Origin of the sequence: Streptococcus sp. GP0011 (genome assembly GCF_030546305.1) — a bacterium.
Taxonomy (GTDB): domain Bacteria; phylum Bacillota; class Bacilli; order Lactobacillales; family Streptococcaceae; genus Streptococcus.
In genome coordinates this window covers 38,687-55,137 of record NZ_JAUONR010000006.1, presented here as the reverse complement: position 1 = coordinate 55,137, position 16,451 = coordinate 38,687, and the positions used below count along the sequence as shown (strand labels likewise).

17 protein-coding genes are annotated in these 16,451 nt (G+C 40.1%); 3 read left to right on the top strand and 14 right to left on the bottom strand.

What is annotated here, in order from left to right; all coding sequences use genetic code 11:
- Nucleotides 1-113: 113 nt before the first annotated feature.
- The 9 genes from Q4443_RS07555 to Q4443_RS07515 form a co-directional block, all read right to left on the bottom strand.
- Nucleotides 114-1,235 (bottom strand): CHAP domain-containing protein, encoded by a 1,122-nt coding sequence (locus tag Q4443_RS07555; RefSeq protein ID WP_053091382.1) that lies wholly within the window; start codon nucleotides 1,233-1,235, stop codon nucleotides 114-116.
- 100 nt (nucleotides 1,236-1,335) lie between these two features.
- Nucleotides 1,336-1,602 carry a Veg family protein gene (locus Q4443_RS07550; protein WP_001278165.1) on the bottom strand — a complete coding sequence of 89 codons (267 nt, stop codon included), beginning with the start codon at nucleotides 1,600-1,602 and terminating at the stop codon, nucleotides 1,336-1,338.
- A gap of 1 nt (nucleotide 1,603) precedes the next feature.
- Complete coding sequence (dnaB, locus tag Q4443_RS07545) at nucleotides 1,604-2,956, bottom strand: replicative DNA helicase (RefSeq protein ID WP_000852476.1); 1,353 nt, start codon at nucleotides 2,954-2,956, stop codon at nucleotides 1,604-1,606.
- Nucleotides 2,957-2,999: 43 nt separating this feature from the next.
- The gene (gene rplI, locus Q4443_RS07540; RefSeq protein WP_033630528.1) at nucleotides 3,000-3,452 is read right to left on the bottom strand and encodes a 50S ribosomal protein L9; all 453 of its coding nucleotides are present in this window, start codon (nucleotides 3,450-3,452) and stop codon (nucleotides 3,000-3,002) included.
- A complete protein-coding gene (locus tag Q4443_RS07535; protein WP_049518866.1) occupies nucleotides 3,449-5,422 on the bottom strand; it encodes a DHH family phosphoesterase in 1,974 nt (657 codons plus the stop codon). Before Q4443_RS07535 ends, rplI begins: the two co-directional genes overlap by 4 nt.
- A gap of 145 nt (nucleotides 5,423-5,567) precedes the next feature.
- Entirely contained in the window at nucleotides 5,568-6,746 is a 1,179-nt protein-coding gene (locus Q4443_RS07530; RefSeq protein WP_049479400.1) for an acetyl-CoA C-acetyltransferase, read from the bottom strand.
- 81 nt (nucleotides 6,747-6,827) lie between these two features.
- A complete protein-coding gene (gene raiA / locus Q4443_RS07525; protein ID WP_000599111.1) occupies nucleotides 6,828-7,376 on the bottom strand; it encodes a ribosome-associated translation inhibitor RaiA in 549 nt (182 codons plus the stop codon).
- A 79-nt stretch (nucleotides 7,377-7,455) separates the two neighbouring features.
- Complete coding sequence (locus Q4443_RS07520) at nucleotides 7,456-8,118, bottom strand: ComF family protein (RefSeq protein WP_049479397.1); 663 nt, start codon at nucleotides 8,116-8,118, stop codon at nucleotides 7,456-7,458.
- Nucleotides 8,115-9,413, bottom strand: coding sequence for a DEAD/DEAH box helicase (locus Q4443_RS07515; RefSeq protein WP_049479396.1), 1,299 nt, complete (start codon nucleotides 9,411-9,413; stop codon nucleotides 8,115-8,117). The genes Q4443_RS07520 and Q4443_RS07515 overlap by 4 nt, the downstream gene beginning before the upstream one ends.
- Before the next feature lie 56 nt (nucleotides 9,414-9,469).
- On the opposite strand from Q4443_RS07515, the gene Q4443_RS07510 reads away from it, so the two are divergent.
- The 3 genes from Q4443_RS07510 to cysK all read left to right on the top strand — a co-directional run bounded on the left by Q4443_RS07510 (nucleotide 9,470) and on the right by cysK (nucleotide 11,587).
- Complete coding sequence (locus tag Q4443_RS07510) at nucleotides 9,470-10,105, top strand: YigZ family protein (RefSeq protein WP_049479395.1); 636 nt, start codon at nucleotides 9,470-9,472, stop codon at nucleotides 10,103-10,105.
- Nucleotides 10,106-10,120: 15 nt separating this feature from the next.
- On the top strand, nucleotides 10,121-10,564 hold the full coding sequence (locus Q4443_RS07505; protein ID WP_049479394.1) for a PH domain-containing protein: 444 nt from the start codon (nucleotides 10,121-10,123) through the stop codon (nucleotides 10,562-10,564).
- A gap of 96 nt (nucleotides 10,565-10,660) precedes the next feature.
- Nucleotides 10,661-11,587, top strand: a complete 927-nt coding sequence (gene cysK / locus Q4443_RS07500) for a cysteine synthase A (protein WP_049479393.1) — start codon at nucleotides 10,661-10,663, stop codon at nucleotides 11,585-11,587.
- Between the two features lie 103 nt (nucleotides 11,588-11,690).
- Here the strand turns inward: cysK and tsf are convergent, their stop codons facing one another.
- The 5 genes from tsf to mreC all read right to left on the bottom strand — a co-directional run bounded on the left by tsf (nucleotide 11,691) and on the right by mreC (nucleotide 16,428).
- Nucleotides 11,691-12,731 (bottom strand): translation elongation factor Ts, encoded by a 1,041-nt coding sequence (tsf, locus tag Q4443_RS07495; RefSeq protein ID WP_000808059.1) that lies wholly within the window; start codon nucleotides 12,729-12,731, stop codon nucleotides 11,691-11,693.
- Nucleotides 12,732-12,809: 78 nt separating this feature from the next.
- Nucleotides 12,810-13,589: a 30S ribosomal protein S2 gene (gene rpsB / locus Q4443_RS07490; RefSeq protein WP_000268475.1), complete on the bottom strand. Its 780-nt coding sequence runs from the start codon at nucleotides 13,587-13,589 to the stop codon at nucleotides 12,810-12,812.
- 224 nt (nucleotides 13,590-13,813) lie between these two features.
- Nucleotides 13,814-15,022, bottom strand: a complete 1,209-nt coding sequence (gene pcsB / locus Q4443_RS07485; protein WP_000726991.1) for a peptidoglycan hydrolase PcsB — start codon at nucleotides 15,020-15,022, stop codon at nucleotides 13,814-13,816.
- A 93-nt stretch (nucleotides 15,023-15,115) separates the two neighbouring features.
- Nucleotides 15,116-15,610, bottom strand: a complete 495-nt coding sequence (mreD, locus tag Q4443_RS07480; RefSeq protein ID WP_049479392.1) for a rod shape-determining protein MreD — start codon at nucleotides 15,608-15,610, stop codon at nucleotides 15,116-15,118.
- 2 nt (nucleotides 15,611-15,612) lie between these two features.
- The gene (gene mreC, locus Q4443_RS07475) at nucleotides 15,613-16,428 is read right to left on the bottom strand and encodes a rod shape-determining protein MreC (RefSeq protein WP_049479391.1); all 816 of its coding nucleotides are present in this window, start codon (nucleotides 16,426-16,428) and stop codon (nucleotides 15,613-15,615) included.
- Nucleotides 16,429-16,451: the final 23 nt, after the last annotated feature.

The following is a 16,451-nucleotide window of genomic DNA, read 5'->3' as shown; positions in this document are numbered from 1 at the left end:
CAAAGCCCCTCTTATAGTTTTTTAATATTATTATATTATACTACTTAATGAGCGTCAACTAATTTGTTATAGCTTTTAAAATTTTATAAACAAGAAGAAAGTCTGTACGATGTTTAAGAAATACTTCCTGTTCTTACCCCATCACTGTCGAGTCTGTGGCCATCAATAATCGTATTAACAGCTAAGGCTCCCGAAGCATCGACATAGTAATATTTGCCCGAGACTTGGAACCATTGACTAGCTTTCATCCGACCAGATTCCTCTAAGTAATACCAAGTTCCCTTGTCTTTAAGCCAGCCCGTCTGCATCTCACCCGAAGCCTTCAGGTAATACCAGTAAGAGCCATCCTTAATCCAGCCAGTTGACATGACCCCATTTTCTTTTAAACGATACCAATTGCCATTGACCTTTTTCCATCCAGTCGCTAGCTTACCATTCTCTCGGTAATACCAACTCCCTCCTTCTTTTTTCCAGCCTTTTTCTGTATTGCTTAGCTCTGCATACTGCACATATCTTCTAGAACCGCTATAAGACAAATAACCGAGCCACTTATAACCATCCTTTTCAATAACCTGGTCATAGCTCACACTCTCACCAGCATAATAGTAGTCAATAACCTGTCCTGTACTTGACGGTTGGTCCATAATAGGCGATTCCCCCGTGAATACTATTGTCCCACTGGACGGAAGCTCTGAGTTACGAGTATTCTCACCCGCACTATGGCTAGTAGATAAATCCTTGAAATGAATAAAACCTGTCATCGAACTAGCCTTGACTTTTCGACGGTTATACTTTTCTCGAACCCCATAGTTATACTCTTCGATTTCAATCGTATCCCCTGATACATTTGATACCCAGGCCACGTGCCCATAATATCCTTCTGTCGACCAAGCAATAGCCCCAACTTCTGGCTTAGTATCCACACGGTAGCCTTCTCGCCTTGCACGATGTCCCCATTCATTCGCATTTCCGTAGGCAGGAGGAATCTCAAAGCCATTTACACTACTCAAACGAAAGGCCGCAAAAGAGGTACACTGGCGAGAATACATCCGCCACTGATCGATTTCAACACTACCATTTTTGTAGTGAAGCGGATAGTCATCTCCACGCGCTACACTATCGGCCTGAACCGATTCTCCACCAAACAAAAAGGTACTTGTAACAAACAAAGTAGCCAGCCCTAAACCCAACTGAGTATATCTACTCTTCTTAACTCCTGATTTAAAAAACGTCATTCATTCTCCTTAATAATATAAATTTCCGAGGTTACCCTCGTTTATACTATTCGGGAGAAAAAGAAAAAAAGTGAGCAAAGCTCACTTCATTTTAGGATTCTTAGTCTAGATAGCGAATCAAGTTCTTTTCTGTCAAGATATCTGAGTAGGTGAAGGATTCAACATAGACATTGGCTTGTTTGTCTCCTTCAACATCCCCAAATTCAACGATAAATAGAGACGGATAAACCTCAATTAGCTTACCCAATCTATTTTTTTGGCGCTTACGGCCATTCTCCAAAGTCATTTCAACGACTTGTCCCTCATGCGCCTTGATCTCTTCTTTGATTTTTTTCATCTTGGCTACATCTGTAAATGCATCTGACATCTTATGCCTCCCTCTTTGAGATACTTGAAAATTTATTGTATTCTTTTTGGAAAATCAATTCCACCGTTCCACGAGCTCCACTACGGTTTTTCTCGATGATAACCTCAACCTTGTTATTTGGAATTCCTTCCTCTTCTTCACCTGCACGATCATAGTAGTCGTCACGGTACAGAAAGGCTACGATATCCGCATCCTGCTCGATAGAACCCGATTCACGAATATCAGACAAGACTGGTCTCTTATCTTGACGCTGTTCAACTCCACGAGATAACTGACTAAGAGCAATGACTGGAACCTTTAGCTCCTTAGCTAGAATTTTTAACTGACGAGAAATTTCAGAGACTTCTTGTTGGCGGTTCTCACGACCAGTACCTGTGATAAGCTGTAGGTAGTCGATCAAAATCAAGCCTAGATTGCCTGTTTCTTGAGCCAGTTTACGTGAACGCGAACGAATTTCCGTGATTCGAATCCCTGGCGTATCATCGATATAGATACTCGCGTTAGCTAGGTTCCCTTGAGCAATGGTATACTTTTGCCACTCCTCATCAGTCAATTGACCTGTACGGATAGAATGGGACTCCACCAAACCTTCAGCAGCCAACATACGGTCTACTAGACTTTCCGCACCCATTTCCAGCGAAAAGATAGCAACCGTCTTGTCCAACTTAGTCCCGATGTTCTGAGCAATGTTCAAAGCAAAGGCCGTCTTACCAACTGCTGGTCGCGCCGCTAGGATAATTAACTCCTCCTCATGAAGACCTGTCGTCATATGGTCCAAATCACGGTAGCCCGTTGCAATACCAGTGATATCCGTTGTTTGTTGTGACCGAACTTCTAGGTTCCCAAAGTTGATATTTAGAATATCTCGGATGTTCTTGAAACCACTACGATTGGCGTTTTCGCTAACATCAATGAGCCCCTTTTCAGCCTGAGCAATGATTTCATCTGCAGGCTTAGAAGCCTCATAGGCTTGGTTGACAGACTCTGTCAATTTGGAAATCAAGCGACGTAGCATAGCCTTTTCAGCTACAATTTTAGCATAATACTCCGCATTAGCTGAAGTTGGTACAGAGTTGACGATTTCAACAAGATAGGACAAGCCACCAATATTTTGGAGATCCCCTTGGCTATCCAAAATCGTCCGAACTGTCGTCGCATCAATTGCTTCCCCACGATCCGACAAATCTACCATCGCTTGGAAAATCAACCGATGAGCATACTTAAAGAAGTCACGAGAATCAATGTATTCTCGGACAAAAACGAGCTTACTCTCATCTATAAAAATAGCCCCCAGAACAGATTGTTCTGCCAAAATATCCTGAGGTTGAACTCGCAGTTCCTCTACTTCTGCCATCCGACTTTCCTTCCTTTTACAATCTTGTCAAGAAGTTGTAAACTTAACCTTCTTTTACACAAAGATTGATGACACTTGTAACATCTTGATAGATCTTCACTGGTACATCAATCAAACCTACTGCTCGAATTGGTGCTTGCACTTGAATATTGCGTTTGTCAATCTTAATACCAAACTGCTTTTGCAATTCTTCTGCAATTTTCTTGTTAGTGATAGAGCCAAATGTACGGCCATCTGGTCCAACCTTTTCAACAAACTCTACAACAGTTTCTTCTGCTTCAAGCTTAGCCTTGATAGCCTTTGCTTCAGCAATCATCTCTGCATGAGCTTTTTCTTCAGATTTTTGTTTTCCACGCAACTCACCCACTGCTTGAGCAGTCGCTTCCTTGGCCAAATTCTTTTTAATCAGGAAGTTTTGAGCATAGCCAGTTGGCACTTCCTTGATTTCGCCTTTCTTCCCTTTTCCTTTAACATCTGCTAAAAAGATTACTTTCATTCTTCTTTCTCCTTTTCCTTTAGTTCTTCCAAGATTAGTTGAGTCAATTTTTCTCCTGCTTCCGACAAACTCATATCCTCGATTTGCGCAGCTGCTAGATTAAAGTGACCTCCACCACCCAGCTCTTCCATAATGCGTTGCACATTGATTTTACTACGACTTCGAGCTGAGATAGAGATAAATCCTTGTGTATTTTTTGCTAGAACGAAGCTGGCTTCAATACCTGACATAGCCAGCATAGCATCGGCAGCCTTACTGATAACAACTGTGTCATAAGACATTGAGTCCTTAGCTCGGGCAATCAAGATATCTGAACCTAACTTACGACCTTGTAAAATGAGTTCATTTACCTCACGGTACTCTTCAAAATCTGTCGCAGCAATCTCCTGGATAGCAATACTGTCACTTCCCCGTGTTCTCAGATAGCTAGCCACATCAAAGGTTCGGCTCGTCACGCGAGATGTGAAATTCTTGGTATCCAGCATCATACCAGCCATCAAAACACTGGCCTGCATACGACTCAAACGATTTTTCTTAGAATTTTGGAACTGAATCAATTCTGTGACCAACTCACTGGCACTACTTGCCCCACTTTCAATATAGGTGATGACTGCATTCTCAGGGAAATCCTGATCACGTCTATGATGGTCAATAACAATAGTTTGAGTGAACAAATCATAAAAATCTTTTGACAAAGTCAAAGCCGTCTTGGAATGATCCACCAGAATCAATAATGAACGGTTTGTAACTAACTTCATCGCATCTGTAAGAGATAAAAGTTTCGTGACATCTTCCTTCTTCAAGAACTGAATAGCACGTTCGATATCTGCTGGCATATGGTCTGCATCATAGACAGCATAACTGTTCTCAATAATATTACTTGCAAACAACTGCATACCAACAGCAGATCCCAAAGCATCCATATCTAGATTTTTATGACCGACTACAAAAACTTGGTCAACACTTCGAATCTTATCAGAAATGGCTGTCATCATGGCTCTGGTACGTGTACGAGTACGTTTGATAGATGCAGCAGTTCCTCCACCAAAGTAGACAGGATTCTTGGTTTCGTTATTTTCCTTGACCACCACCTGATCACCACCGCGAACTTCTGCTAAGTTCAAGTTGAGCAAGGCAATTTTCCCTATCTCTTCATGGTTTCCATCACCATAAGAAAATCCCATACTTAAAGTTAGGGGTAGATGCCTCTGTTTTGATTCTTCTCGGAAAGTATCAATAACGGAGAATTTATCATTCATCAATTCCTCTAGTACCGTGTAATCTGTGAATACATAAAAACGATCCATCCCCACACGGCGAGAAAACATAGCATACTTACTAGCAAATTCTGAAACAAAATTGGCTACAAAGCTATTGATATGGCTGATATCAGAGTCAGACGTCGCATCCTCCAAATCATCATAGTTATCTACTGAGATGACTCCAATGACTGGACGGCTAGTTACCAATTCGACAGTTGCTTCGTACTCTCCAGAAACATCAAAGAAATACAAAACACCCGAAGCCTTGTCCATATGGACAGCATATCGTGTTTCGCCCAAGGTAGCATACGAACCTGGGTTCCCAACAGAAGCCTTGATGATGGTTTGAATTAATTCAACATCAATTTCGCCTTCTTCAGTAGTTAAAATCAGCTCAGCATAAGGATTAAACCATTCCACTTCTCCGCTTGATAAGTCTAATTTCAGGACTCCCACCGGCATTTGATCAAGCAAAGTACTCAAGCTATTTTCGGCTTGGTGATTTACATATTGGATTTGTTCAATTTCGCTCTTTTCATACTGTTTTTTTTGCCAAACGAATAAAAGCAAATAAAGCAGTACAAATAAAAACAAAACAGTGATTGTTACAGCAAGATTATGTGAAAAAATAATCAGCAAAGTTAAGATTCCGAAAGTTGCAAGTCCTAATAAGACCACAGAAAACGGGATTAAATTATTTTTTTTCATTCTAAACCTCTTGCGCATTATTATATCACAAAAACCCTTAAAAAGCGACCTTTTAAAAGATGCAAGCCCTTCATTTCTCTAACTTCAGACACAAAAAGAGGAGGGAATCATCACCCTCCTACCCACGCGTTCAGATCACTAACACCTAACGTTCTACGATAAGGGCAGTTCCCATCCCTCCTCCGATACAGAGAGTAGCTAACCCAGTTTTAGCATCACGTTTCATCATCTCATGTACCAGCGTTACTAGGATACGGCAACCGGAAGCCCCAATTGGGTGACCAAGAGCAATCGCGCCACCATTGACATTGACAATATCAGTATTGAAACCAAGTGTTTTGCCAACCGCACAAGCCTGAGCAGCAAAAGCTTCATTTGACTCAATCAAGTCGAGATCATCAACTGTCAAATTGCCTTTTTCAAGAGCCTTGCGAGTCGCATAAATCGGCCCACATCCCATCATCTTAGGATCCAAACCTACACTTGCATACGAACGAATGCGGACAATCACTGGCAAACCTAATTCTTTAGCTTTTTCAGCACTCATGATTAAGACAGCTGCTGCCCCGTCATTGATACCGGAAGCATTTCCCGCTGTGACAGAACCGTCTTTTTTGAAAACAGGACCTAGCTTAGATAAACTCTCCAAGCTAGTATCTTTTCTAGGATATTCATCTGTATCAAAAACGATCGAATCGCCTTTGCGTTGAGGAATGACAACTGGCACAATCTCTTCTTTAAAGCGTCCAGATTCTATAGCCGCCACTGCTCGTTTTTGTGACTCTAAAGCAAGAGCATCTTGCTCTTCTCGACTGATGCCATATTCTTCAGCCACACTCTCAGCTGTAATCCCCATATGGTATTCGTTAAAGGCATCAGACAAACCGTCCTTAATCATGGTATCTACCACTTTCGAATCGCCCATACGGCCGCCCCAACGGAAACTTGGCAAAACGTATGGAGCCTGACTCATGTTTTCTGCACCACCAGCTACGATAATATCTGCATCGCCACATCGAATCGCTTGAGCAGCCAACTGCACGGCCTTCAAACCGGAACCACAAACCTTATTGATGGCAAAGGCTGGTGTAAATTCAGGGAGTCCTGCATGAACGCTCATTTGACGAGCTACGTTTTGACCTAAACCTGCGCCTAGGACATTCCCCATAATCACTTCGTCTACCTGCTCTGGTTTGACATTGGCTTTTTCCAAAGCACTCTTAATAACCAAAGCTCCCAAATCAACAGCTGAAACATTCTTCAAACTTCCTCCAAAGGAGCCTATTGGAGTTCGCACTGCTGAAACAATCACCACGTCTTTCATAACTGCCCCCATTTATACCTTTTATAATAATGCAATATAAAAATGGTTTACACTGGTGTAAACCACTTTAAAAATTCTATTTTATGATTCTTTTACTTCTAACAAACCAACTTCACCATCTTCACGGCGATACAAAACATTAGTTGTTTGATCTTCCACATCTACATAGATAAAGAAATCATGTCCCAATAAATCCATTTGGAGAAGGGCTTCTTCTAAATCCATTGGCTTCAAATCAATTTGTTTTGAACGAACAACTTTTGGTTGCACTACATTTGCATCTTCTACCAGAGCATCTGTAAAGAGTTGACTTGTCGCAACTTTATTTTTATTCTTACGTTCGATTTTAGTTTTATTTTTACGAATCTGACGTTCAATTTTATCTGTCACAAGATCGATAGAACCATACATATCTTGAGAAATATCTTCAGCGCGAAGAGTGATAGATCCAAGTGGAATTGTTACTTCAACCTTTGCTGTTTTTTCACGGTAAACTTTCAAGTTCACACGTGCATCCAACTCCTGCTCAGGTTGGAAATACTTTTCGATCTTTTCGAGTTTAGAAACTACATAATCACGAATTGCTTCTGTTACTTCTAGGTTTTCACCACGGATACTATATTTAATCATATAAGTACCTTCTTTCTAAACATTTTTGTTTTTCTAACTATATTATAACGCTTTCATTTTCATTTTGCAAATTTTTTCCTCATCTTACAAGGGAAAAAGTTTTAACTTCCAAAGCACCTGCTTCTTCCAAAAGTCGTTTCACTCGATTCACAGTTGCCCCTGTTGTATAGATGTCATCAATCAGCAAAATCTTCTTAGGAAGCGAGATACCATCTTTAATAAAAAATGGAATTTCAGTAGCTAACCTTTCCAAACGGCTTTTAGAAGAACTAGCGCTCTCTTCTCTTTTTCCTAATATATCTTTAAAAGAAAAGCCTGCTGCCTCAACCAAACCCTCGACTTGGTTAAACCCCCTCTCAAGCAATCTTTCAGGGCTTAGGGGAATCAACACAAATTGATATCCTCTATACTTTTTCAGCTCCTCAGCAAGAACAGAAGCAAAAACTTTTCTAAGCAAAAAATCGCCATCAAACTTATATCGACTGAAAAAGTCTTTCATAGCTTGATTATAGGTAAAGATTGCCTTATGATCAACCTGAATTCCTTTTTTACACCAAAGTTTACAATCTTGACACTTAGTTGACATGCCTGTTTTCATACAGTTTGGGCAATAATTCTCACCAATCTTCTCAAAACTAGAAGCACAATCTGAACAAAGATAACTGCAGTCATCCTTCAAAAGGAAGAGACTGCTAAAAGTCAGCTCACTCTTTGTAGTCTGGCCACATAGTAAACAGTTCATAACTCTGCCTCCTTATTCATCTGCTTGATTTCCTTGATTGCCTTTTTGATGGAAGCATTTAATCCATCATGAAAGAAGAGCAACTCACCAGTTGGTCTATCCATACTGCGTCCAACTCGCCCTCCAATCTGAATCAAACTAGACTTGGTAAAGAGACGATGATTAGCTTCTACTACGAAAACATCCACACAAGGGAAGGTAACCCCGCGTTCCAATATTGTTGTACTAATCAGTATTGTCAGTTCTCCATCTCGAAAAGCTTGTACTTGCTCTAATCGATCTTCTGTGATAGAAGATACAAAACCAATTTTCTCATCTGGGAAATACACCTGTAGTGTTTCTTTTAGTTTTTCGCCTTTCTTAATCTCTGATGTAAAAATCAGTAAGGGATAACCTGTTCTTCTCTGTTTCTCAATATAAGTCTTTAACTTGGTTGACAATTGATTTTTCTCTAAACAGCGATTAAAATCCGATAACCAGACTGGTTTAGGAATAATCAATGGATTTCCATGAAATCGTCTTGGCAAGCTCAATCGTTTTAATTCTCCAGTGCGAACCTTCTTATCTAACTCATCTGTAGAAGTTGCTGTAAGAAATATCCTTAACCCCTCCTCCTTTACACATTGGTTTACAGCATAGTAAAGAACAGAGTTGTCAACATAAGGAAAGGCATCTACTTCATCCACTATCAGCAAATCAAAAGCATGATAAAATTTTAACAGCTGATGAGTCGTTGCAACAACTAGTGGTGTTCGAAAATAGGGTTCTGACTCACCATGAAGTAGTGCTATCTCACAAGCAAAGTCATTCTGCAGTCGCTTATATAACTCCAAGCAAACATCTATTCGAGGGCTGGCTAAACAAACTGCACCACCTTCATCAATCACTTTAGCCACAACTTGATAAATCATCTCTGTCTTTCCAGCTCCTGTTACAGCGTGAACCAAGGTTGGCTCTTGCTTGTCTACCGCTTGAAGAAGTCCCTCTGAAACTTTTTCTTGAAAAGGTGTTAACTGACCACGCCATTTGAGGACGTCTTGCTTAGGAAAATCCTCCTGTGGAAAATAGTATAAAGCTTGATCACTCCTGACTCTCTCCATCAATAAACACTCCCTACAATAGTAAGCGCCTATAGGCAAATGCCATTCTTCTAGAATACTACTATTACAACGTTGACAAAACAGTTTCCCTTTCTCTTTTCTCATTGCTGGAAGTTTCTCAGCCATCTGCCGTTCTTCTTCTGTTAATTCTTTCTCAGTAAACAAGCGACCGAGGTAATTTGGATTTACTTTCATACTTCTTTATTCGTAAAAATCTAGCACTTTAGATATTTTTTTAGTACAATTAAATCATGGAATTTAGAACAATTAAAGAGGATGGGCAGGTCCAAGAAGAAATCAAAAAATCTCGATTTATCTGTCATGTCAAGCGTGTTTATAGCGAAGAAGAGGCTCGTGACTTCATAACTACCATCAAAAAAGAACACTATAAAGCCACCCATAACTGCTCTGCTTTTATTGTAGGGGAACGCAGTGAAATCAAACGTACGAGTGATGATGGGGAACCTAGTGGTACTGCTGGAGTCCCTATGCTGGGTGTCTTAGAAAATCATAATCTAACCAATCTCTGTGTGGTAGTGACACGCTACTTTGGTGGCATCAAACTAGGTGCTGGTGGTTTGATTCGTGCTTATGCAGGTAGCGTAGCCTTGGCTGTCAAAGAAATTGGCATTATTGAAATCAAAGAACAGGCTGGCATAGCCATTCAGATGTCTTACGCTCAGTATCAAGAATATGGTAATTTTCTTAGAGAGCATCATCTCATGGAGCTGGATACAAACTTTACAGATCAAGTTGATACAATGATTTATGTTGATAAGGAAGAGAAAGAAAATATCAAGTCTGCTCTTGTAGAGTTTTTTAATGGAAAGGTTACTTTAACAGATCAAGGTTTACGAGAAGTTGAAGTTCCTGTAAACTTAGTGTAAACAAAGGAGAAATACATGGCGTTTGGGAAATTTATTCAAGGACTTGCTGGTAACTTCAGCGAGCAAAACAAAGAAGCTCTTATCAAAGAATATGGTCAATACCTACTAGAGAATGAAGAAATCCAAAGTGGATATAAGCTCATTCGTGACGCAATCATCTTTACAAATATTCGTATCATATTTACAGATAAGCAAGGCACTACTGGTCGTAAGGTGTCTGTTAAGTCACTCTTTTTGATGAACATTGTAAACGTTGAAATGGAGACTGCTGGAGCAGGTATAGATGATAGTGAGATTACAATCACTTACTTAGAAAATGTCTTTCTAAAAGCACATAATGAGCATCTGAGTTTCCATAAATTTGAATTCCCTAAAAAAACGGACATCCTTCCGCTTTACATCTATTTATTAGAATTGGCTTATCACAATCGATTAAAAATTAATGGCTTAGACCTTTGATATAAAAAAATCCTATCACTTTGATAGGATTTCTATATTTTACAAATAGCCTTAAGCGCGTTATACTAGTATCATCTTATACAAAGAGGTATATCTATGGCTATTTATAACAATATCACTGAACTAATCGGACAAACACCGATTGTTAAACTTAACAACATTGTTCCAGAGGGTGCTGCAGACGTCTATGTTAAACTAGAAGCTTTTAACCCTGGATCGTCAGTAAAAGACCGTATTGCCCTTAGCATGATTGAAAAAGCGGAACAAGATGGTATTCTAAAACCGGGTGCTACTATTGTTGAAGCAACGAGTGGAAACACTGGTATTGGTCTTTCATGGGTAGGTGCTGCTAAAGGATATAAAGTTGTTATCGTCATGCCTGAAACGATGAGCGTGGAACGCCGTAAGATTATCCAAGCCTATGGTGCTGAACTCGTCCTCACTCCTGGTAGCGAAGGAATGAAAGGGGCCATTGCCAAAGCTCAGGAAATCGCCGCTGAACGTGACGGCTTCCTTCCACTCCAATTTAATAATCCAGCTAATCCAGAAGTACACGAAAGAACAACAGGAGCTGAAATACTGGCTGCTTTCGGTTCTGATGGTTTAGATGCTTTTGTGGGTGGTGTTGGTACTGGTGGAACGATCTCAGGTGTCTCTCACGCTCTTAAAGCAGCAAATTCAAACATTCAAGTTTATGCAGTTGAGGCAGACGAGTCAGCTATCTTGTCTGGTGAAAAACCAGGACCCCACAAAATTCAAGGCATCTCAGCTGGATTTATTCCTGAGACACTTGATACAAAGGCCTATGATGGTATCGTCCGCGTAACGTCAGATGATGCTTTAGCACTTGGCCGTGAAATTGGTGGAAAAGAAGGCTTCCTTGTTGGGATTTCTTCAGCTGCAGCGATTTACGGGGCAATTGAGGTTGCCAAGAAATTAGGTGCAGGTAAGAAAGTCCTTGCTTTAGCACCAGATAACGGCGAACGTTATTTGTCTACAGCACTCTATGAATTTGAAGTGTAGCCTCCTAAATGCACTTAGCCCTTATTAAAGGGCTTTTTGTTTACTCATACAGAATCTACTCTCTAGACAAAAAGAAAAAGGAAGCAATTTGCTTCCTTTTCTATTAGTTATTCAAGGCTGCTGCCATTGTAGCTGCAACTTCTGCTTCAAAGTCGTTTGCAGCTTTCTCAATACCTTCACCAACTTCAAAGCGAGCGAACTCAACTACTGAAGCATTTACTGATTCAAGGTAAGCTTCAACTGTCTTGCTGTCATCCATGATGTATACTTGTGCAAGAAGTGTGTAGGCTTGGTCAACTTTAGTGTTGTCAAGCATGAAGCGGTCCATTTTACCTGGGATGATTTTGTCCCAGATTTTTTCTGGTTTGCCTTCTGCAGCCAACTCAGCTTTGATATCAGCTTCAGCTTGAGCAATCACTTCATCAGTCAATTGTGCTTTTGATCCATACTTCAAGTGTGGAAGAGCTGGTTTACCAACCATTGCACGGCTTTCGTTATCTTGATCGATTACGTGGTTCAATTGTGCCAACTCATCTTTAACGAATTGCTCATCCAATTCTTTGTAAGAAAGAACTGTTGGTTTCATCGCAGCAATGTGCATTGAGATTTGTTTAGCAAGCGCTTCGTCTCCACCTTCGATTACAGAGATAACACCGATACGTCCACCATTGTGTTGGTATGCTCCAAAGTGTTGCGCATCTGTTTTTTCAAGCAAAGCAAAACGACGGAATGAGATTTTTTCACCGATTGTAGCTGTTGCAGATACATATGCAGCTTCAAGAGTTTCACCTGAAGGCATTGTCAAAGCAAGAGCTTCTTCGTTGTTCGCTGGTTTTCCTTCAGCAATTACTTTAGCTGTTGCGTTTACCAAGTCAACGAATTGAGCGTTTTTCGCAACGAAGTCAGTTTCAGCATTTACTTCAACTACTGCTGCAACGTTACCATTAACAAATACACCAGTCAAACCTTCTGCAGCAACGCGGTCAGCTTTCTTAGCTGCCTTCGCCATACCTTTTTCGCGAAGCAATTCAATCGCTTTTTCGATGTCACCGTCTGTTTCTACAAGCGCTTTTTTAGCGTCCATAACACCGGCACCAGATTTTTCACGCAACTCTTTTACAAGTTTAGCTGTAATTTCTGCCATTTTGATTCTCCTATATTTTTTAAAAATAGGAGAGCTGGGCTAGGCCCCGCCCTCCTAGGTAATTACTATTTATATGAATTAAGCGTTGTCGCCTTCTACAACTTCAACGATTTCTTCGATTGAGTCTGCTTGAGCTTCTGAAGCTGCAAATTCTGCTTCAACTGCTGCTGCATCTTCACCTTGACGTCCTTCGATGATAGCGTCAGCCAATTTAGCTGTGATCAATTTAACAGCGCGGATAGCGTCATCGTTAGCTGGGATGATTACATCGATATCGTCTGGATCAGTGTTTGTGTCAACCATCGCTACAACTGGGATACCCAATTTTTTAGCTTCTTTAACAGCGATTTGTTCTTTATGTGGGTCAACTACGTACATTACATCTGGGATACGAGGCATGTCTTCGATACCACCCAAGAATTTTTCAAGACGTGCACGTTGTTTGTTAAGAAGTGCAACTTCTTTCTTAGGAAGAACGTCGAAGATTCCTTCTTCTTCCATACGTTTGATTTCTTTCAAACGAGCGATACGTTTTTGGATAGTTCCCCAGTTAGTAAGAGTTCCACCCAACCAACGGTGGTTGATGTAGTATTGACCTGAACGTTCTGCTTCTTCTTTAACAGCGTCAGCAGCTTGTTTTTTAGTACCAACAAACAATACAACTGCATCGTTAGCTGCAGCATCACGCATAAAGTCGTATGCTTGGTCAGCGTATTTTACAGTTTGTTGCAAGTCGATAACGTGGATTCCGTTACGCTCAGTGAAGATGTACTTAGCCATCTTAGGGTTCCAGCGACGAGTTTGGTGACCAAAGTGTACACCAGCCTCAAGAAGTTGTTTCATTGAAATTACTGCCATGAGTATTTCTCCTTTTTGTTTTTTTCCTCTCCTCGACTTCAACTTGCAAAACGACCCGAGGGCAACAGTTTCACAATTCATCCAGAATGAGTATTATCGTTTACACGACAAGTTTCATTTTATCACATTTTAGCGATATTTTCAAGTGGTTTAAATAGATTTCGGCCTTGCTTTCGATAAAAAATAATAAAAGAGACTCACATCGAGCCTCTTCGTTTCATTCATTAGTTTGGATAGATATATGTTACGTAACCTTCAGAAGTTGTAGTTGGGTTGAACCATCCACGTTTGTTACCGATTGTACGATCTCCACCATAGTTTGATTCTGATACTTGAATGCTAGTTGACGATGAAACTGCTGTAACAACCGCTACGTGTCCATATCCACCGTCATTCCAACATGCAATCGCACCAACTTGTGGAGTTGATCCAGTACGGAATCCTGCAGCTGCTGCACTTGTAGCCCACTGCGCTCCGTTACCCCAGTAATCTCCAGCCCAAGGTGCTAATGTTTTAGCTCCCCAAGTACATTCTCCAGTTGGATAACTTGAAGCATTCGTACTGTATGTTGGACGCTGTCTTGTTGGAGTTGGTGCAGGCGCTGGAGTGTAGCTTGAATCATCATCTGATGAAGAGCTTGAAGTCGCTTGCACTTGATCTGAAAGTGTTGTATTTCCAGAAGCAACAACCGATTGTTGTTGGCTTGTTTGACGTGCTTTATAAGCCGCTTCTGCTTCAGCTGCTGCTTTTGCTTCTGCCTCTGCTGCTGCTTTTTGTTCCAATAAAGTAGCTTTATCGCTTTCTGCAGTAGCTTTCTCTGCAGCAAGGTTTAACTCAGCAACTTTCAACTCTGCTTGTTTTGTTGTCAATGCTTGTGCATCGTCAGCAAGCGTTTGTTGGTTCGCAATGACAGTGTTGATTGCTTCATTATTTGCAACCTGTTTTTCAGCGATAGATTTCTTATCAGCTTTCTGTTGTTCCAACATTTTGTTGTTAGCTGATACAATCTCGCTCATTGCTGCAACACGTGAAATAGCTTCTGTAATTGATTTTGAGTTTACAATTGTATTGATATAGCTAGTTGCAGCACCGTTTGTTTGTGCGCTACGTGCTTGTTTCTCCAAAGATTCATTACGAGCAACAATGTTCTTAGAAAGCTCTGTAATTTCTCCTTCAAGTTTTTTAGATTCAGCTTGTAGAGTTTCGTTCTCAGCTTCCAAGTTCGTTTGTTGAGTTTGGATAGCTGTAACTTGCGTTTGGATTTCATCTACTTGTTTTTGAGCTTCTTTTTGTTGAGATGTCAAATTACTAATCTTACTATCTTGAGCAGCAATCTTTTCATCAGTTGTTTCAGCATGAACAGTTGTTAATACCGCCGCTTGTGAAACCAATACTGTACTTAATAAAAGTGACGCTAAGATTTTTTTCTTCATATTGTGTAGATACTCCTTCTATTTAAGACATTACTAGTATACCAAAAAAAGACATAATAAATATTACGCCTTTGTTACATTTTTATTTCTTTCTTATAGATAACATTTTTCAAAAATATATTGGAAAATCACCATCCATAAGAAGTTCAGAATCATTGATGGGACAAGACTATAGACAATGAAGACTGGCATAGAATCTACCGTCAATCCCACAGCCAAAGCAAGAAGATAACTCCCCATATCAAATAGGAAACTCATCACAACTATTGTTAACATTCTTGTCCAACGGTTTAGCAAAATTACACTATTAAATTTATGGAGCGAAGCTCCTATCAAGATAAATAGAAGTGTTGCAATTCCTATCAAGTGGAAAAAATAGATATCGTACACTAAACCCACTATACCGCAATAAGCTAGATAGAGATATTCTGAAACCTCAATTGTCTCAAACAAGAGAAATAAAAACAGAAAATGACTTGCTAAATGAAAGTGAGGGAAGAAGGATCCCGCTAATTGTCCAATATGTGCATCAATTAGTAAGACAAAAGGGAGTAAAAAGAAAATACCAATTTGTTTTAACAGTCTCATTGCTAATTCCCCACTAACTCTACCACATGAAGATTTTTGGTGTCAGCACTTAACTTGACTGTTACTTCCTTTGTTAGATAATCACTGCTGTGTGTTGTAGCAACAACCTCTCCAACAGGGATATCCTTAACATTAAAGTTTCCGAGCCCCCCTGTAGTCACCTTGTCTCCCGCACTAATGTCGCTGTTGCTGTTTAATTGACTAATTTTAAGCAGTTCAGATTCCTTATCATAACCAACGATAATCCCGTAAATTTCAGTAGAGCCATGCAGGATTTTAACAGAAATTTTGTCTGAATTTTCGGTGTTTGTCAATAGGTTGATCGTTGTTGAATGATCCTCCACCTTTGAAACACTACCAATCAAACCCCCGTTTGCAATGGCCAACATATTTTCAGAAGCTCCTTTTGAACTTCCCGCATCAATTGTTAACTCTTGTTTCCAAGATACTGGAACTCGCATAATCACATCTGCTGCAATGGTTTTTGTTGCCTGCAATTTTGACTTCATATCCAGCAACTGACGTAGTTGTTCATTTTCATTTTTTAAACTTTCTGATTGATTAGACTCCACCTCTAGTTGATAGAGCTGTTTCTTTAGACTCTCATTTTCATTGTAAGTCTGCGTCAAATGTCCCAAATCCGATTTGAAAGTATCAAACCACTGAAAGGGTTTTTGAACAATTCTATCTACGAAGGAAATCCCATCTCCTAGTTTCGTCACAATAGCGCTTGAATAGGTTGTCACTAATAGAACAGAAACTGCCAAAACTGTGACAAAAACGATGATTAGATATTTTGATTTTTTAAAACGGTTCATATTCCTACCTTTATACTAAAAAC